Genomic DNA, 18,909 nt, shown 5'->3' with positions numbered 1-18,909 from the left:
TGTTATACTTTTTCATTTTTTTTATTAGAATGATAATTTAACTCCAAAATTATAGCGTTTTGTGATTGGATACACAAGTAACTGTTGTGATTCAGGGTCAAATTCATCTGGTAAAGCAGACCAAGTAGCTAAGTTATTTCCATTTACAAATACTTCAAACGTATCAAATAAATTTAACTTATTAAGTAGCTTTTTACCAATTCTATATCTTAGTTCTAAAGTTTTAAATCTTAAAAAGTCACTTGATCTATTCGTGTAGGTGCTTTGTTGATTATCATGACCATTAGATGTTGTTCGTAAAGCAGGATGTACACCATTAGGGTTATCAAAAGACCAAGCATCAAATTGTTCATTATTTAAGAGTTGCCAATTGGTTGTTGCAGCAGAGGCATATTCAAATAAATACACGTCGGCAAGGTTTTTTGAAATGTCCCACATACCATTAAACAAAGCGTGTGCAGAAAAGTTTTTATAAGAAATACCAAGACTAAAAGCGTATGTTTTAGTTGCGAATTGCGGATTATTAATAGGCACTCTATCTTGAACAGTGATTACTCCATCAGCATCATAATCAACAAAACTCAGGGAGCCAGGAATTAAATTATTGGAAAAGGAGGATGGTGTACTATTATATAGGTCATCCCATGACTGATAAAGTCCATCACTTAGAAGACCATTTTGCCATCCAATTGGCTTACCCGCATCAGCTTGATAAGGTGCTGTACTTACAGGATCATCACGTTCTATAATTCTACTTTCACTAATGGACATGTTAGCTGTAAGGAAATATTGGAAATTTTCTCCAATGTTAGAATTCCATTTTAGCTCTAAATCAATACCATGATTTTTGGTTTGACCAATATTAGCAATAGGTGCGGTATTACCAAACCAAGGAGCAACAGTACGTCTTTGTGTTAAAATCTCTGAACGTTGTTCATCAAAAAGTTCAACAGTGGTTCTAAGTTGACTATCAAATATGCTAAACTCTACGGCTAAATCTTGTTTTATGGCCCGCTCCCAGGTGTTTCCTGTAACTCCAGGTCTGCCTTCTAAGTAAAGGGGGCCATAATTAATTAAAGGGTTTCCGTAAAAGAACTGAGACGAACCACCTGCACGCGTACCATATGGTGAGGCATAAAGAAATCGCTGTTCTTGGTTATTTATTCTAATGTTGTCATCTCCAACCTCACCATAAGAATATCTAAACTTTAAGAAATTAAAAAAGCCTACATTGTTTTTAAAGAACTTTTCTCTCGATACGACCCATCCAACGGCTGCTGACGGGAAAAATCCGTAGCGTAAACCAGGCTCCCAGTTTTCACTACCATTATATGCACCATTGAATTCAACTAGATATTTTGATTGATACCCGTAAGTGGCTCGACCTACCCAACTCTCTTCAAAACTTGGAAAACTAGTTCCATTTTGGGCACGTCTTCTACTAAATAGCCCCATAACACCAATTTGGTGGTCATTTAATGTTTTATCGTAATTGGCACGAAATTCATAATACAAACTATTGTTGGAACCATTTATTACTTCTGCACCAACCACCGGAGGTCCAACAATGGCATTAGGATCACCTTCCTGAATAAAGTCCGTATTATCTTCGTTAGGGTAGTACTGTAAGATAGGTTGCTTTATTAGAGCTTGTTGTTGACCATTACCTCTATAGGATTGAGAAAAATTATAAGATAATCGTCCTTGAACTTTTAAATCTTTAGTAAGGTTTTGTACTAAGGTAAAATCTGTGTATAAGGTATTGCTACGCGTTCTCCATTGTCCTTCTCTTTCCATTACATAGAAGTTTGGGTTTACAACCGCACCAAGTACAGTGGTTAAGCGACCATCAGGTAATATTGGAGTAGGTCCAATAAGAGGAGTTTGCCAAATACGCGTAAAACTATCTCCGTTTCCTCTGGCAATTCCATTATTAGTACCTTGAGTAATAATATTTTGGTTAAGGTTTTTAAAGTTACCAGATAAACCAACTTTAAATTGGGTAGATTTGCTAAAATTAAAATCTAAATTTGACCGCCAAGTGAATTTTCTTTGATAAGTTCTTGGGTCAAAATCTTTTTGTTTTTCAATGTCAAAAATATCACCATCATATTGATATCCTAAAGATGTAAAATATTTAACAAAATCATTACCACCAGAAACATTTAGGTTGTACTGAGAGTTGGTTCCCGTGGTTAATAATTCATTTATCCAGGTAGTATAGGTGTAGAAGGTTTTATCGCGATTAGGGTCTCTCCAAGTATCAATAAGGCTTTGTGGATGCAATTGGTCATACGCACGATCATTAAGTGCTGCCTCATTAAATTTTTCTAGGGTAGTAGGGTAATCTGCATAATAATTGGTGTTCATTGTTGGTTCTTTTAACCCCCAACTGCTTGTAAAGGTCACTTTAGTATCACCCGATTTACCGCGTTTGGTTGTAACTACAACAACACCATTTGCTGCCTTAACTCCAAATACAGCTGTGGCTGAAGCATCCTTTAAAACAGATATAGATTCTATTTCGTTAGGGTCTAGGTCGTTAAAGTCTCTTTCAACGCCATCAACAATATATAATGGATTATTGTTTCCACTAAAGGTAGATTGACCACGTATTAATATTCTTGAAGCTGTTGAGCCTGGTTGTCCAGCAGCTTGTTGCGTAGATACCCCGGGCATAAGTCCTGTTAGCGCCTCCGAAACGGTTGCAACAGCACCGGCTCTAAGTAATTGTTCTCCTTTAGCCTGAACTACTGAACCTACAACAGTTTCCTTTCTTTGACTACCATAACCTACAACCACAACTTCATCAAGTTCTGATAGGTTTTCTTTTAGGACTATTGAAATTTGCGACCGTCCGTTAATCTGTATGTCTTGATCTATAAAACCAAGAAAGGATACTTCTATTATGGCGTTTTTATTGGAAACCATTATAGTATAGTTTCCATCAAAATCTACAGTAGTACCATTAGTTGTGCCTTTTTCAATAATTGTAGCTCCTGGTAAAGGTTGATTGTTTTCATCTAAAACAGTTCCGCTTACTTGAAACTTGTCTTGTAAGGAAACCGAGTTTTCGTTTCGCAAAGGGTTTGCATGAATTTGAAACAAGGATACAATTAAAAAAAGCGCCGTAAGTTTCATTTGTAAATTGCAATGCAACGGAATTCTAAAATTATCCGTCTGAATAACTAGTTTTTTCATTAAGTTTTAATTCTATTGTTAGTTATAGTTAAATAATTCAATTACAACTCTACCAGGTTATTAGGTTAGCATACTTTTTTTACTATTAAATATGGGTAGGGTGTAATCAATAGGTAAGAAAAGAAGATAGTTTTAAGTCATAGTTCGTTTTTAGTTTAATTAGTTAGAATTTGTTTATAGTTTGTTTTTGAGCTTCATCTTGTTTTATAACATATTTGACTCTTAAAGCATAAACTATATTTTGTTTAAAACAAATAGTTAAAATGCAAGTATGTTAAAAACAGTTAAAAACTTTGTGTAAATATTGTAAATCAAAATAGTTTGGATTGTATCATATGGTTTAAATGCTATCACAAATGTATTTGATTAAAGATATGCGCTGTTTTAGGCTTTATATCAGTGTTTTTTAAAGCCTCTTTTGTGATAAGGATGAAATGATTACCACTTACTAAGGAGTAGAACAAGTTATTTTGTTAAAAATAACTTGTATTTCAGGAGGTAAAAAACAGGTGTTTTTTACAAATAATATCCTTGTTCTTGTAAATAAGAATGTAATTATAAATTGAAAACTAGGTAACTATTTTTTTCTGTTTATAAGCTGGAAGTGAGAGGTAACTATTTATTGTTTTTCCATAAGGAGAGTCGTTTCATATGGTTATAAGGGGGGTAAACATACATACCACCTGTTACTGCATCCATGCTCCCATTATTGTCAAAATCTCCTAGATCCATGGTAATTAGATGAGTTGGAGAGGTTGCTATAGTGTGCTTTGTAAAATTATGACTTCCATCATTCTCTAACCATATAAAGCTTTCTGCAAATGGTTTATCCCAAAGATTGAAACCACTTACCACTAAAATATCCATGTCGTTATCTTTATCAAAATCACAACTTCGCGCACTAAAAGCTCCTGGGAAATCACAGATTCTATGCGATTTAAAGGATAAATTCCCCATATTTTCTAACCATTGAACACCATGCCATGGTCTAGGCATTGGTGGTACATAATCAAAAGCATCACCATTGGTATATAAAATATCCATAGCACCATCTTGGTTGATATCGGCTAAACTAATTCCGCTAGAACCAAAATCCTGATTATTTGATCCCCAAATAAGTTTGGCTTCAAAATGACCTTTGCCATCATTTATAAAACAATATATGTCTTCCCATTCTTGGGTTACTAATGAAATAATATCAAGGTCAGAGTCATTATCTATATCAATAATTTCAACATTAAGGGGGCCAGAAATTCTTTGAATAATATGACTGTTGAATTCCCAATTGCCTAAGTTTTCAATCCATCTGGTTTCACCGTCGTCATAACCAAATTGTGCTACTGCTAAATCTTTATCTCCATCACCATCTAAGTCTCCAGCTCTAACATCGGTTACACGTGCAATTTTATCAACAATAACATGCTTCTTAAATTTGTTGTTACCATCATTTTCTAGTATTACAACAGAACCTATTTTGTCATTATTAGGAAAAAGCATACCCAGAACAGCAACCATAATATCTTTATCTCCATCTTCATCAAAATCTATGGCTTCAACATGAGCGGGAGCAATTAAGTTGTCAGCTAGGCGTATTTCTTGAAAAACACCTATAGGATGCTGCCTAATCCATGAAACAGAATTAGAAAGCATATCACACACAACAACATCAAGTAGTTTATCGTTGTCAAGGTCGTTAGCTATAATATGAGAAATCCGTGGGTTTTCTGTAAAATCGTTTCCAATGGCAGATATTGTGAAATATTCTATTGCATTATTTGCAACCTCTTTTTTTTCCTTATCCATATCATCATCTGTTTCAATAGTAGATTTATCTATTGATTGATAAATGAAAAATGAACTAAGTATTCCTAGAATAACTGTAAGAACTACCAGAATTGTGATTTTGTTTTTTTTTTGAGTCATTTGTTAATTTTGACTTATTAAGTTTTTTTGCTTTGGGTAATTTATTGTTAGGTTAATGCTGCATTTTTTGTTTAATGCTTGTTTAATTGAATAATGTATGTGCTTAATATTTCAATTTGTTTGTCGGTTAAAATTGGTAAAGGCATTTTTTTTGACAAGTAAGCTTCATTTTTTTCAAAATCGGGATCTTTTATTGCTCTATAAATATAGTCCTCATCCACTGTAATTGAATGTTGAATACTATCTCTTAATACGTGAATGGATTTGCCTAAAATAGAATTTAATGCAGGACCATACATGGTTTCTCCATTTAAAGAGTGGCAAATGGCACAACCAGATTGTTCAAATATTAATTTGCCTTCAGCCATAAAATCTGTTTGGTTTTGTTTCTTTTTCTGTGTGCAAGCGATAAATAATACACAAAAAAAGCAGAAAAAAAAGAGTTTTAAATATTGTACCATATATTTATTAGGCCATAATGAGGGATTATTTATATTGCAAGATAAAAATATGAAAATTACATATAATCTCATTATTTATTTAATAAAACATGTTCAATAAGAATTGTGGTTCAAAGTTACTTCGGATGATTACTAGGAATAGCCTGGTTTTATACTTTAAAAATAGTTTATCAGCTCTTTTAGTTGTGTTATTTATAAGTTGTCAGGGAAATTATAAAGAGCAAATTCCTGTAGTACCAGATCTTAATAATATACCTGAGTCGTTAAAAAATCAAGTAATACATGCTGATGATTTAGCAAGAAAAAAAACAACTGATGAAAATTTAGGAAATTTAGGAATGGTATATTATGCGTCTAATTATTATATACCTGCGGCTAAATGTTTTGAATTAGCCAATATAATAAACCCTAAATCTTGGCAATGGTTATATTACAAAGGTTTATTGCATATCGAATTGGGTGAGTCGGCACTTGGGCTTAAAGCTATGAAAAGTGTTGTCGATATCCAACCAAAAGTCTGGAATGCTTGGTATCAACTGGGGGAAATTTACAGGCAAATGGATTCCACAGAACAAGCAACGGATGTTTTTAAGCGTATTACATCTCTTGATGCTAAATATACTTATGTAAGAAGTTCTAATCACGGCTCATATCTACCGCTTCAAGTTTTTTCTAAGTTATCATTGAGTAAAGTTTATATGATGGAAAAAGCAAATGATAAAGCAGAGCGAGAGCTTCAAGAGCTTACCAGAACCTATAAATCATTTGGACCAGCATATAGAGAACTAGGGAATTTGTATGCGTTGAAAGGAGATCGTATTAAGGCAGAAAAATATAAAGAAAGAGCAAATGATTTAAGAGTATTTAGTCTTCCCATTGATACGCTAAAAGATAATTTATCTCTAATGTCAAAATCAGAGGCTTTTGTTTTAAAGCAAATTGATGATGCTATGAGTGGTTCAGATAGTAAATGGACCAATATACTTTTGCAGCATGCTAGGAAAAATATACCTGATAGTAAATATGTGTTATCTAAGGTTATTCGACAAAATTTAGCACAAGGAACAGGAGAACAAATTCTTTCGCTTTTAGATAGGCATATTTTGCTTTTTAAAGATAACTATAAGGAAATACTACAAATAGGTATTGCTTTAGGAGATGCTGGTTTTAAAAAGGAATCTTCTCGGTATTTTGAAGAAGGGTTAAGTTTTGAAAGTAATACACCAAATCAGAAATCAACTTTGGCTGGTTTGTTTTATGAAAAAGCTAATAATAAAGAAAGAGCTGTTGAAATCATGAAAGAAGTTGCAACTAGTAATTTTTCTGATGTTCATATTTTGGGAGATGCTTTGTTTTTAATGATTCAAACGGGTTTCACAGATATAGCCAAGGCATATTACGCTCGATTAAGAATGTTGAGTCCTAATGATGCCAGTGTAAAAATTTATGAAGGTATTAACGAAGAAAAAAAAGATAATGTTTTTAAAGCCATTTCATTGTTTATGCAGGCTTTTAATGCAGAACCAAAAAATAAATATTTAATAAAACATTTAACAGACCTTTTTATGACAAATGGGATGTGGGAGGATGCCGAAGATTTTTTTAGAAGAGCGCTAAGCTTTTATCCCAATGACAGTGAATTGCAAATGTATTTAGGTTGGGTTTTGGTATCATATCCTCAAGATAGGGTTGCAGATTTAAAAGAAGGCATTGAGTTTTCTGAACGGGCCTTTTATAATAGTCGGTATAAAACAAATAATCGGGTTTCGGCAGGGCGGAATATTGCTGTAGGCTATTATCAATTAAAAAATAAGGAAATGGCTTTACAGTATATTAATCAAACCATTGGTTTAGCATTGAAATATAATATAGATGAGAACTATGTTAATGGTTTAAAAAATTTGGCGGAACAGTTTTCTAGTGAGATGAATGGTTGATTTTTTTTAAAAATCTGAATTATAAAAAAGTCCATCAAAATACGATTTGATGGACTTTGTTTAATACTAAGAGAGGTTTAATTAATCCTCATTTTTGTCTTCTCTTGGTTTTCTATCGTCTCTACGATTATCCCTGTTACGGTTATCGCGTCCACGATTATCTCTACCTCTATTGTCACGACCACCACCACGATTATTATCTCTTGGAGGTCTTGGTTGCCAACCTTCTGGTTTTGGTAAAATAGCTTTTCTAGATACTTTTTCTTTACGTGTTTTAGGGTCAACTCCAAAGTATTTTACATCAAACACATCACCCATATTTACAACATCAGATACATTTTCGGTACGTTCCCAAGCTAATTCACTTACATGTAAAAGTACCTCGTTTCCTGGAGCCTCAGTATATTCTACTACAGCACCAAAGTCAAGCATCTTAATAACTTTTACCTCATAAACGCTACCAACTTCAGGTTTAAACATTAAAGAATCAATTTTAGCTAATACAGCATCAATTCCAGCTTGGTCAGTTCCTAATATTTCAACAATACCTTCTTCTGTAATAGGGTCTTCATTGATAACAATAGTAGTTCCTGTTTCTTTCTGTAATTCTTGAATCACTTTTCCGCCAGGACCAATAAAGGCGCCAATTAAATCGTTAGGTAAAATTGCAGTAACCATTTTTGGCGCATGTGCTTTTACATCTGCATTTGGAGTAGCAATTGTATCAGTTATTCTTTCTAAAATGTGTAAACGACCATCACGCGCTTGTTTTAAAGCATTTACAAGAATTTCATAGGATAATCCTTTTACCTTAATATCCATTTGGCAAGCTGTAATGCCATCTGCCGTACCAGTAACTTTAAAGTCCATATCTCCTAAGTGATCTTCATCACCTAAAATATCAGACAATACTGCGTATTTTCCAGATTCAGTATCTGTGATTAATCCCATGGCAATACCAGAAACGGGTTTTTTTAGTTGTACGCCAGCATCCATCATGGCCATTGTACCCGCACAAACCGTTGCCATAGATGAAGAACCATTAGATTCTAAAATCTCAGAAACAACACGCACAGTGTATGGACAATCTTCAGGAACCATACCTTTTAAAGCACGTTGCGCCAAATTACCATGTCCTACTTCACGTCGTGATGTACCACGAATTGGTCTTGCCTCACCCGTTGAAAAAGGAGGGAAGTTATAATGTAAATAAAAGCGCTCTTCACCTTCAAAAGATGGCATATCAATTTGGTTAGCCTCTCTACTTGTACCTAAGGTCACGGTAGCTAGAGCTTGAGTTTCCCCACGAGTAAAGATTGATGAACCATGCGTTGATGGCAAATAATCAATCTCACACCAAATTGGTCTGATGTCTGTAGTTTTACGTCCATCTAAACGTAAACCTTCATTTAAAGTTAAATCTCTAACCGCTGTTTTTTCAGCTTTAGAGTAATATTTTGAAATTAAATCTCCAAAATCTTCTATGTCTTCTTCAGAGAAACTAGCAATAATCTCTTCTTTAATTTCAGCAAAAGCAGCACTTCTTTCATGTTTTGAAGACCCCGCTTTGGCAACAGCATATACTTTATCATACGCCATATCGTGAATTTTTTGAGCTAAAGCCTCATCTTCTCTCTCTGGCTCATATTCGCGTGTTTCTTTTTTACCAAATGCCTCTGCTAATTTTACTTGAGCAGCACATTGTACTTTAATAGCTTCATGGGCAAACTTGATAGCTTCGGTCATTTCTTCTTCAGAAATCTCGTCCATTTCACCTTCAACCATCATAACAGAATCAGCCGATGCACCAATAATCATATCGATGTCAGATTCTTCTAATTGAGAAAAAGAAGGGTTAATAATAAACTCACCATTAATACGACCAACTCTTACTTCAGAGATAGGGCATTCAAATGGGAAATCTGATAATTGAATAGCCGCTGAAGCCGCTAAACCTGCCATAGCATCTGGCATAACTTCAGGGTCATGAGACATTAACTGAATCATTACCTGAGTTTCAGAATGGTAATCTTTTGGGAATAACGGACGTAAAACGCGGTCTACTAAACGCATGGTTAATACTTCCCCGTCACTAGGTCTGGCTTCTCTCTTAAAGAAACCGCCAGGGTATCTACCAGCAGCGGCGAATTTCTCACGGTAATCTACTGTTAAAGGTAAAAAATCAACATCTGCTTGTTTGTAATTGGAAACAACCGTACATAATAACATACAGTTTCCAGATTGCACAACAACGCTACCATGCGCTTGTTTTGCTAATTTTCCGGTTTCAATAGAAATTTCTCTACCGTCACCAAGGTCAATAACCTCTTTAAAAACTTGTGGAATCATAAATTTTTTCTTGTAATTCAAGCACATATGCGCTCAAAATTGTTAAACAATGGTCGTTGTGTTGTGTGTAGTTGTTGTGTGTTGTGACAGTTATGTCATGACCAATGAAAAACTATAAAAAGCTTCTTCTATAAATACGTAGTTTAAACTCTTACGTTTGAGTTAATTTATTTTGCGTTACTTTTTTGTAAAAGTTTAGCGGTATTTGATGTCTTAAACCTTTTACGCAAAAACAAAAAAGAGGCTCAAAGGAGCCTCTTTTTATTATTTTCTTAATCCTAATTCTTTTACTATGGCACGATATCTTAAGATATCTTTCTTAATTAAGTAATCTAGTAATGCACGACGCTTACCCACTAGCTTTACTAATGAACGCTCTGTATTATAATCTTTACGATTCTTTTTTAAGTGCTCAGTTAAATGATTAATTCTGTGCGTAAATAACGCAATTTGACCTTCTGCAGAACCTGAATCGTTTTTTCCTTTTCCGTGTTTTGCGAAGATTTCTTCTTTTACTTCTTTGGTTAAATACATGCTAATATTGTTGTAAATAATTGTTATGTACACGAAAGTCTTTCTTTCGAGCGGCAAATATAGAAACTTTTTTGGGTTTATTGAGTTTTTTATGTAACTTTTAAACATATTCCTAAAGGTTAATAGTGCCAACCGTTTTTAAAAAAGATACTTAAACTAACATTCAGAGTATGAAGTCACTATTTCCTCAAAATAATTTTCCAGATACTTATGATTCGTTTGAGAAGATTTTCAATAATACGTATGATGGCATTGTTATATTAACGCTAGACGGTGATTGGATAAAAGTAAATGACAGTGTTTGTGAACTCTTTGGGTACACCAGAAACGAGTTGTTTAATATGGATATTCAAAATATTGTTTTTCGTGAAGATTTGGGCGTGCATGAAAAAAAGTACGAACGTTTAATGGCGGGAAAAATTAACCGTTATAGAGTGCGTCAGCGTTATTTTCATAAAGATGGTTCAATCATCTGGGTGTTAATCTCGGTCTCTTTAATATTGAATAAAGACCAGTCTCCAGCTCAAATGATTTGGCAGTTTTCTGACATCACAAGTAGAAAGCTTAATCAGGATAAGTTGAAACTCATGTTAAAAGTGGTTAGAGAACAAAATGAGCGGCTAAATACGTTTGCTGATATTATAACACATAATTTACGATCTCATTCTGGTAATCTTTCTACAATTAAAGATTTTTTACTTGAGGAATTTGAATGGTTAAAAGATAATGAGAATTACAATTTATTGGTTAAAGCAATAGATAACCTTGAAGAGACTGTATCACACTTATCTGAGGTGGCTAAAATTAATCAAGTTGGTAATGATCAATTAGATGTTTTAAACCTTTATGATTATGTTGAGAGAGGTATTTATAATGTGAGGGCATTAGCTCAAAATTATAATATTAGTATTGAGAATACTATTGAAGATGATATTGAGGTAAAGGGCATTCCGGCATACTTAGATAGTATTATATTAAATTTTTTAAGTAATGCCATCAAGTACCGTTCAGAGGAAAGAAGCCCTACAATCAAATTGTCTTTTAGAGTAGAAGATCAATATATTGTTTTGATTATAGCCGATAATGGTTTGGGTATTGATTTAGAAAAATACGGAAAAAGCCTATTTCAAATGTATAAAACATTTCATTTACATAAGGATGCTATTGGTGTTGGGTTGTTTATTACTAAAAACCATATTGAATCTATGGGAGGTAAAGTAGAAGTAGTTAGTGAAGTTGATGTAGGAACTGAATTTTCAATCTATTTGAAGAAGGCATAAAAAAAGCGAGCCAAACGGCTCGCTTTTTTTATGCTCTTAATGGTTGATTTAAAATTAAATCTAAATATTGATTAACTTTATTTTTTAAATCTTTTCTTAATGTAATGAAATCAAGAAAACCATGTTCTAATAAAAACTCTGAGGTTTGAAAGCCTTCTGGTAATTCTTTACCCGTAGTGTCTCTTACAATACGAGGGCCTGCAAAACCAATTAAGGCTCCTGGCTCACTAATATTGATATCTCCTAACATAGCAAAAGAGGCTGTGGTTCCTCCCGTAGTAGGATCTGTACATAATGAAATGTACGGTATTTTTGCATCTGCTAATTGTGCTAGTTTTACTGAGGTTTTGGCTAACTGCATTAAGGATAATGCGGCTTCCATCATTCTGGCACCACCAGACTTTGAGATTACCATTAAAGGTATATTGTGTTTTAATGAATAATCTGCCGCTCTGGCTATTTTCTCACCAACAACACTTCCCATAGAGCCTCCAATAAAAGCAAAATCCATACAAGCCACAACTAAATCTTTTCCTTTCGATTTTCCAACGGCGGTTCTTACGGCATCTTTAAGCGCTGTTTTTTCTTGAGCCGCTTTAAGGCGTTCTGGGTATTTTTTGGTGTCTTCAAATTTTAAAGGGTCTTTAGACTCTAAGTTTTTGTCTAGCTCTTTAAACTTGTTATCATCAAATAATATTTCAAAATATTCTTTACTACCAATTCTTACGTGATATCCATCTTCAGGACTTACATAAAAGTTTTTTTCTAACTCTTCGGTATCAACAATTTTTCCTGTTGGAGATTTGTACCACAATCCTTTAGGTGTGTCTTTCTTTTCTTCGGTTGTTGTTGTTATCCCTTTTGTTTTTCTTTTAAACCAAGACATAATGCTGTATAGTTTTTTCCTTTTTAGGTTTATGATTAACTCATCTTAACGTTTTGTTTGAGCGTTAAGGATTGAGGCATTTGTTGAAGCTCTTTTAGTTTTTCCCAAAAAGCGACCGCCGAAAGCCTGACCACAAAATTAAGCCTTTTTTTAATTTTGTGGTAACGCCATAAACATTATTATTATTATAGTGGGTGTAAATGACTCTTTTATAGAGCTATAAATAAAAAAAACGACCTTTAAAAAAGGTCGTTTTTATCATGTTTTAAGGAAAACCTGATTACAAAGTGTTAACATTGTTTAGGTCTTCAAACGCTTTTTTCAATCTAGCAACAAAAGTTTTTTCACCTTCACGTAACCAAACTCTAGGATCGTAATATTTTTTGTTAGGTGAATCATCGCCTTCAGGGTTACCAATTTGCGATTGTAAATAGTCTGATTTGTCTGCCATATAATCACGTATACCACTCATAAATGCATATTGTAAATCAGTATCAATATTCATTTTAATAACACCGTAGCTGATGCCCTCACGAATTTCTTCAACGGTTGATCCAGATCCGCCATGGAATACAAAATCAATGTGGTTATGACCTACACCATATTTTTCAGAAATATATTCTTGAGAATTTTTTAAGATTTTCGGAGTTAATTTTACGTTTCCTGGTTTGTAAACCCCATGAACGTTACCAAAGGCTGCAGCGATAGTAAATTGCGAACTCACTTTGCTTAATTCTTCATAAGCATAAGCAACTTCTTCTGGTTGGGTGTATAATTTTGAATCATCAACATCGGTATTGTCTACACCATCTTCTTCACCTCCAGTAATTCCTAGTTCAATCTCTAAAGTCATGCCCATTTTTGACATGCGCTCTAAGTATTGTTTGCAAATTTCGATGTTTTCTTCAATTGGTTCTTCCGATAAATCAATCATGTGAGAACTGAATAATGATTTACCTGTTTCAGCAAAATGTTTTTCACTGGCATCTAATAAACCATCAATCCAAGGTAGTAATTTTTTTGCACAATGGTCAGTATGTAAAATAACAGGAACACCATAAGCTTCCGCTAAAGTATGTACGTGTTTTGCTCCAGCTACAGCACCAGCAATAGCCGCTTTTTGTCCGTCATTACTCAATCCTTTTCCAGCGTTGAACTGCGCACCACCGTTTGAAAATTGAATGATTACTGGAGCATTTAGGTCTCTAGCAGTTTCTAAAACACCGTTGATAGTATCAGATCCGATAACGTTTACTGCAGGAAGCGCATAATTATTAGCTTTAGCGTGGTTGAATATAGCTTGAACCTCTTGTCCTGTAGCTACACCTGGTTTTATATTGTGTCCCATGTTCTAATTAAAAGATTTCTAAATTATTGAGGCACAAAAATAAGAATTTTTTAACTAAGTTTTTTGGCTTTTAAGTCTTGAAATGGTTAAAATACTACTAAAACGTTATAGTGTAAGGTTGAAAAATAAATAACTTAAAAGGGGTAGTTTATTCCAATATTGTAAACAGCGTTTCTAAAATTATAGTCATTAAACCAACGATTATCTTCACCATATGACGGATCGTAGGTTTTAAAACCTATATCAAGCCTAAATACAAAAAATCTAAAGTCATATCTAAAGCCAATACCAGAGCCTACGGCAATATCCTTTAAATCACTGAAACCGTTAAAAATAGCTTTGTCATCGGTTGCACTATCAAGAACATTCCAAATATTTCCAGCATCAACAAATACAGCGCCATAAAATTTATCGAAAATATTAAAACGTTGTTCTACACTAAGCGCAATTTTCATATTCGCCTCGTTAAATTCATTATTTGATTTTGAACTACCAGGCCCTAGGCTATAGGCGGACCAAGCTCGGTTATCATTAGGTCCTCCAGCGAAAAAACTTTTTGCAAATGGTATGCTATTTGAGTTGCCGTATGGGATGGCTATACCAAAAAAGCTTCTCATAGCGAGTACGTTCTTTTTACCTAAATCCCAGTGTTTAATATAATCAAGTTCTGTTTTTACAAACTGTGAATAGGCTACATTGAAAAGAGTGTATCGGCCACTAGAATCTTTAGGGAGATTTAGTAGATTAGATGCTGCTCTTAGGATGTTTCCTGCGGGTTCTAATCTTGCCCTGAAAATAGAAAAGTCTTCATCAAATAGATTTTTTCTTTCATCTATGGTAATTCCGAAACTTGTGGAGAGAATAAGGTTGTTTTCTGTTAGTCTTGTTTTTCTTTCATTAATACCATTTACGGTGAGTAATTGCTCTTGTGATAAATCTTCTGACGGAGGAGGGCCTAATGCAAATTTTATAAATTCATCAGCACCATCAGGAATAGATAGGTCATCTTCAGAAGGAATGTAATTAATGTCTTTAGCAATATTATTAAGTGTTTGGTAAGAGTTATTGTAGACTAAAAAATACCTGTCAATATTAAGATTTCTAACGTATTGAATATTAAATAAATCGAGCCTATTACTTACCTTGTCATTAGGATACCAGTTGTAGTTAAAAATACCGCTAAAGGTTTGTTTGTCTAATCCAATATTCGTTTGGCTGGTAGTTGATAAACTAATATTGGTTGTAGGTGACATATGTTTAGGGATGAGGTGTTTAGTGTAAAATGGCGAGAAAAACCGAGGGATGGATAATCTCAAATCAACCCCATATTCAATAATATCAAAAAAGGCATCACTTTCTCTATTTCCCTCTTTTGAAGCACCTATAGAGCCTTTTCCTGCAATTTCAAGGGTTTCGGCTCCTCTGAAAACATTACGTATTTGAAGACTAGGGCTTACCCCTAAACCAATGGCTTGAATGTTACTTTGAGACACATCAGCAGCAAAACCCAAACTAAACTTTTTAAGCGGTGTTAAAAGTATTGTGTCTGATAGGGTATTGTCAAGGTGTTCGGTTACTTCAATATTAGGGTATTTAAAGGTTTTTAACTCTTTAAGGTGTCTGTATGTTCGGGTAACATCCTTATCTCGATAAACATCACCAGGTGTAATAAAAATAGCATCTGTTATGGTTCTGGGGGTATACCTCATTTTACCATAACTAAACAAATTATATCCGTTGTGAGATATAGAATCCTGAAACGGTTTGTTTCTGTTCTCATAATTGTAATCTGTGATGATACTTACATTTTTTACATTGTAAACTTCAAAAGGTTCTCTTCTTATAGAATCCGGTGTTCTTATTGCTCTATCTTGAATTGATAACTTAACATTTACATTTTTATTGGTTCCTATGGTGTCAATTTGAAAGGAGACATAATCTTGGTTGAAATGATAAATACCATTATTTCTAAGACTATTAGAAATCCGTTCTCTCTCAGCATCAAAATTGGATGTACGATATTGCTGACTAGGTTTTATAATAGACTCGTTTTTAATGGTTTTGTAGATGTCTTTAATAACGGGAGACTTAATGTTGGTTGTAATAGAGTCTAACATATAAGCAGATCCTGTTTTAACAGAGTAATCGATTTCTGCCCTTTTATTCTTTGTAGGTTGCAACTCATAAGATGCTTCGGCATCAAACCAACCATTATTAATATGGTAAGCCTCCAGTAGTTTTAAAGACTTTTTTGTTTTCTTGTCATCAATAATAATTGGCGCTTCTCCTGTTTTTTTAAGCCAATTGTTAAACCCAATAGATGAAGCTCTTAATTTGTCTACTTGTTTTTGTGAAAAAGCATTTTTTAAGCGTTCTGGGCGTTTAGGGTTTTTGTGTAACCAAGCGTCAAAAATAGAGTCTTTATTTGGTCTGGCTGAATTATAAATATGTAAACGCAACGGAATACCAACTATTTTTCTGTTTGGGTGTTGAATGACTAATTTCTCAATAGTTTCTCTTTTATCAACCTTATCATTGATTTTAATGGATGTTTTGGTAAGCAAATATTCATCATCTTCTACACGTTTTACAGCGTTGCATGATATGAGCAAACCTAAACAAAGGGCAATTAAAAATTTATTTGAGATGTGTTTTTTCAAACGGAATTAAGGTTAATTCATTCAATGATTTGTTTTTCGCTTTACCAATTTACCATAAGTGTATAACGGTAATTTGAGTTCAAAAATACGTTATTTAGGATAAAAAATACTTAAATATATCAAGGCGTTATTTTACTTATTAATATTTTCTTTTCTTTATTGAAATTTTAAAAGGGGAGATGCTTTCAAAGAGTCAAATAAAATTAATAACCCAAATAAAGCAAAAAAAATACCGTCAACAATACGGTCTGTTTGTTGTTGAAGGCGTTAAAGGGATTGTAGAACTTTTAGGGTCTAGCATAGAAATGGATACCTTGTATACGGTAGAAAGCTTCAATATTGATGCCAAAAATGAAGTTGTTATTTCGCAATCTGATTTAAAACGTATAAGTGCTTTAAAAAATCCTAATAAAGCTTTAGGTGTTTTTAAAATTCCAAAACCTCGTGAAATAAAAAAGGAAGGCCTTATAGTAGCGCTTGACGATGTAAGAGATCCAGGTAATTTAGGAACCATAATTAGACTTTGTGATTGGTTTGGTATTGAAGAATTAATTTGTAGCCATGAAACGGTTGATTGTTATAACCCTAAGGTGGTTCAAGCTACAATGGGTTCTATTGCAAGAGTAAATATTAGTTATGTTGATTTACCAAAATTTTTATATGGTGTTGATATGCCTGTTTTTGGTGCTTTTATGGATGGGGAAAATATCTACAATAAAATGGTACCCAAGAACGGTGTATTGGTTATGGGTAATGAAGCTAATGGTATTTCAAGTGATGTTGAAGAACTAATTACCGAAAAGATTAGCATTCCTAGATTTGGAAAATTAAAAGCAACAGAAAGTTTAAACGTAGCCACTGCAGCGGCTATTTTGCTCAGTGAGTTTAGACGTTAAAGTGCTATTGAAACGTGAAATTAATAAACAAGCCTCTGGTTTTCATGCTTGCAACATTGCTAGTCCAAGGGCTATTGGGGTCTTTATCTCTAACCAGTTCATCATTGATTCCAAAAATACCACGTATAGAGGGGGTGAATTTAAAATTGTAAAAGTATAAATCAATCCCAAATCCTAATTCATAAAAGAGGGGATATGTGGTTGTTCTAAATTGCCCGTTGCTGTTGTCTTCAGGGTTATTTTCGTTGCTAGATAAGTTAATGGCTGTAGAAATTCCACCAACTACAAAGGGTTTAAAGTTGTTAATGCGTTTAGCTGAAAGTTTTACCAATAACGGAAAATGAATGTAAGTAGACTTAACCTCTCTAATTAAATCAGATTCTCTTACCTCTATCCCTTCAAAGTAGGTTCTGCTGTAGTACAATTCTCTGGTAGTAATGCATAGACCAGGTTCAAATCTTAAATCAATAAAGCTGTTTACTCTTAAATTACCAATTAATCCTACATTAAACCCAGGAGTTCTTTTTACATAAATATCGCGCTTGTCCTGGTTGTAATCAAAATTGAAATCGTAATTATTTATACCCAAATAATAACCCCATCGTAATAAATCGTTATCTGTAGAGCCTCGTCCTTGGTTAGCATCATAGGTTACTTTTTCTTTACTAAAAAGTTGAGCATGTACTGATTGAAATACTAGGGTGCATAAAATTAGGGCAAAAAGATGCTTCATATGTTTATTTAGATGATTTGTAAATTGTAGCCACACCAAAAGTTTGCGGAAAATCTTCAACATTAATAAACCCAATTTTACGCAAAATATTGTTCAAAGCTTCTCCATAAGGAAAAACCGAGGCCGATTCACTTAAATATTTATACGCGCTTCTGTCTTTTGAAAATATTTTACCAATAAGTGGCAAGATATGTTTTGAATAAAAATTATACCCTTGTTTATAAGGTGTTTTTGTAGGTATTGAGGTTTCTAGAATAACAAAAGTCCCCGTTGGTTTTAAAACACGATAAATTTCTTTTAATCCGTTTTCTAAATTTTCAAAATTTCGTACGCCAAAAGCTACAGTAATGGCGTCAAAGGTATTGTCTTCAAAAGGCATATTTTCACTATCACCAAGAACCATGTCTATTTTTGATTCTAAGTTTTTGTTTTTAACCTTTTCTTTGCCTATTTCAAGCATACCACTACTTATGTCTAACCCAATAATTTTTGATGCTTGAGTTTCAGCAAGGTTAATAGCCAAATCACCTGTTCCAGTAGCAATATCAAGAATGGTGCTAGGAGCCGTTTTTTTAACCATCTCTACCACCTTTTTTCTCCATTTGATATCAATGCCAAAAGAAATCACCCGATTTAAACCATCGTAATCTCTAGAAATAGTATCAAACATTTGAGTCACCTGCTCTTTTTTACCTAAAGTG

The 18,909-nt window shown here is 33.7% G+C and carries 13 protein-coding genes; 3 read left to right on the top strand and 10 right to left on the bottom strand.

What is annotated here, in order from left to right; genetic code table 11:
- Positions 1-24: 24 nt before the first annotated feature.
- The 3 genes from KFZ70_RS01420 to KFZ70_RS01410 all read right to left on the bottom strand — a co-directional run bounded on the left by KFZ70_RS01420 (position 25) and on the right by KFZ70_RS01410 (position 5,492).
- A complete protein-coding gene (locus KFZ70_RS01420) occupies positions 25-3,201 on the bottom strand; it encodes a TonB-dependent receptor (RefSeq protein WP_139696717.1) in 3,177 nt (1,058 codons plus the stop codon).
- Positions 3,202-3,816: 615 nt separating this feature from the next.
- Complete coding sequence (locus tag KFZ70_RS01415; protein WP_139696715.1) at positions 3,817-5,124, bottom strand: VCBS repeat-containing protein; 1,308 nt, start codon at positions 5,122-5,124, stop codon at positions 3,817-3,819.
- Positions 5,125-5,195: 71 nt separating this feature from the next.
- Positions 5,196-5,492, bottom strand: a complete 297-nt coding sequence (locus tag KFZ70_RS01410) for a cytochrome c family protein (RefSeq protein ID WP_158293203.1) — start codon at positions 5,490-5,492, stop codon at positions 5,196-5,198.
- 182 nt (positions 5,493-5,674) lie between these two features.
- On the opposite strand from KFZ70_RS01410, the gene KFZ70_RS01405 reads away from it, so the two are divergent.
- A complete protein-coding gene (locus KFZ70_RS01405; RefSeq protein ID WP_139696712.1) occupies positions 5,675-7,522 on the top strand; it encodes a hypothetical protein in 1,848 nt (615 codons plus the stop codon).
- 81 nt (positions 7,523-7,603) lie between these two features.
- Here KFZ70_RS01405 and KFZ70_RS01400 read toward each other — a convergent pair whose 3' ends face one another.
- Both KFZ70_RS01400 and rpsO read right to left on the bottom strand, forming a co-directional pair.
- Complete coding sequence (locus KFZ70_RS01400) at positions 7,604-9,871, bottom strand: polyribonucleotide nucleotidyltransferase (RefSeq protein ID WP_139696709.1); 2,268 nt, start codon at positions 9,869-9,871, stop codon at positions 7,604-7,606.
- Positions 9,872-10,135: 264 nt separating this feature from the next.
- The gene (gene rpsO / locus KFZ70_RS01395) at positions 10,136-10,405 is read right to left on the bottom strand and encodes a 30S ribosomal protein S15 (RefSeq protein WP_139696860.1); all 270 of its coding nucleotides are present in this window, start codon (positions 10,403-10,405) and stop codon (positions 10,136-10,138) included.
- A gap of 170 nt (positions 10,406-10,575) precedes the next feature.
- Here rpsO and KFZ70_RS01390 point away from each other — a divergent pair, with 170 nt between their 5' ends.
- Entirely contained in the window at positions 10,576-11,685 is a 1,110-nt protein-coding gene (locus tag KFZ70_RS01390) for a PAS domain S-box protein (RefSeq protein ID WP_139696708.1), read from the top strand.
- Between the two features lie 28 nt (positions 11,686-11,713).
- On the opposite strand, the gene accD is transcribed toward KFZ70_RS01390, so the two are convergent.
- The 3 genes from accD to KFZ70_RS01375 form a co-directional block, all read right to left on the bottom strand.
- A complete protein-coding gene (gene accD / locus KFZ70_RS01385) occupies positions 11,714-12,571 on the bottom strand; it encodes an acetyl-CoA carboxylase, carboxyltransferase subunit beta (RefSeq protein ID WP_139696706.1) in 858 nt (285 codons plus the stop codon).
- A 280-nt stretch (positions 12,572-12,851) separates the two neighbouring features.
- Positions 12,852-13,919: a class II fructose-bisphosphate aldolase gene (gene fbaA, locus KFZ70_RS01380; RefSeq protein WP_139696704.1), complete on the bottom strand. Its 1,068-nt coding sequence runs from the start codon at positions 13,917-13,919 to the stop codon at positions 12,852-12,854.
- Between the two features lie 134 nt (positions 13,920-14,053).
- On the bottom strand, positions 14,054-16,579 hold the full coding sequence (locus KFZ70_RS01375) for a BamA/TamA family outer membrane protein (RefSeq protein ID WP_139696702.1): 2,526 nt from the start codon (positions 16,577-16,579) through the stop codon (positions 14,054-14,056).
- 179 nt (positions 16,580-16,758) lie between these two features.
- Here KFZ70_RS01375 and KFZ70_RS01370 point away from each other — a divergent pair, with 179 nt between their 5' ends.
- Positions 16,759-17,475 carry an RNA methyltransferase gene (locus tag KFZ70_RS01370; RefSeq protein ID WP_139696699.1) on the top strand — a complete coding sequence of 239 codons (717 nt, stop codon included), beginning with the start codon at positions 16,759-16,761 and terminating at the stop codon, positions 17,473-17,475.
- A 4-nt stretch (positions 17,476-17,479) separates the two neighbouring features.
- Here KFZ70_RS01370 and KFZ70_RS01365 read toward each other — a convergent pair whose 3' ends face one another.
- Both KFZ70_RS01365 and ubiE read right to left on the bottom strand, forming a co-directional pair.
- Positions 17,480-18,208 (bottom strand): porin family protein, encoded by a 729-nt coding sequence (locus KFZ70_RS01365; protein ID WP_139696697.1) that lies wholly within the window; start codon positions 18,206-18,208, stop codon positions 17,480-17,482.
- A gap of 4 nt (positions 18,209-18,212) precedes the next feature.
- Positions 18,213-18,878 carry a bifunctional demethylmenaquinone methyltransferase/2-methoxy-6-polyprenyl-1,4-benzoquinol methylase UbiE gene (gene ubiE, locus KFZ70_RS01360; RefSeq protein ID WP_233244043.1) on the bottom strand — a complete coding sequence of 222 codons (666 nt, stop codon included), beginning with the start codon at positions 18,876-18,878 and terminating at the stop codon, positions 18,213-18,215.
- Positions 18,879-18,909: the final 31 nt, after the last annotated feature.

The sequence above is a fragment of the Allotamlana fucoidanivorans genome (genome assembly GCF_045788535.1).
Lineage (GTDB): Bacteria > Bacteroidota > Bacteroidia > Flavobacteriales > Flavobacteriaceae > Allotamlana > Allotamlana fucoidanivorans.
This window is presented reverse-complemented; position numbering and strand designations above follow the sequence as displayed.

Coding starts and splice junctions, on each gene's coding strand:
- KFZ70_RS01420 (WP_139696717.1), bottom strand. CDS start 3,201: ATGAAAAAACTAGTTATTCAGACGGATAATTTTAGAATTCCGTTGCAT.
- KFZ70_RS01415 (WP_139696715.1), bottom strand. CDS start 5,124: ATGACTCAAAAAAAAAACAAAATCACAATTCTGGTAGTTCTTACAGTT.
- KFZ70_RS01410 (WP_158293203.1), bottom strand. CDS start 5,492: ATGGCTGAAGGCAAATTAATATTTGAACAATCTGGTTGTGCCATTTGC.
- KFZ70_RS01405 (WP_139696712.1), top strand. CDS start 5,675: ATGTTCAATAAGAATTGTGGTTCAAAGTTACTTCGGATGATTACTAGG.
- KFZ70_RS01400 (WP_139696709.1), bottom strand. CDS start 9,871: ATGATTCCACAAGTTTTTAAAGAGGTTATTGACCTTGGTGACGGTAGA.
- rpsO (WP_139696860.1), bottom strand. CDS start 10,405: ATGTATTTAACCAAAGAAGTAAAAGAAGAAATCTTCGCAAAACACGGA.
- KFZ70_RS01390 (WP_139696708.1), top strand. CDS start 10,576: ATGAAGTCACTATTTCCTCAAAATAATTTTCCAGATACTTATGATTCG.
- accD (WP_139696706.1), bottom strand. CDS start 12,571: ATGTCTTGGTTTAAAAGAAAAACAAAAGGGATAACAACAACAACCGAA.
- fbaA (WP_139696704.1), bottom strand. CDS start 13,919: ATGGGACACAATATAAAACCAGGTGTAGCTACAGGACAAGAGGTTCAA.
- KFZ70_RS01370 (WP_139696699.1), top strand. CDS start 16,759: ATGCTTTCAAAGAGTCAAATAAAATTAATAACCCAAATAAAGCAAAAA.
- KFZ70_RS01365 (WP_139696697.1), bottom strand. CDS start 18,208: ATGAAGCATCTTTTTGCCCTAATTTTATGCACCCTAGTATTTCAATCA.
- ubiE (WP_233244043.1), bottom strand. CDS start 18,878: ATGTTTGATACTATTTCTAGAGATTACGATGGTTTAAATCGGGTGATT.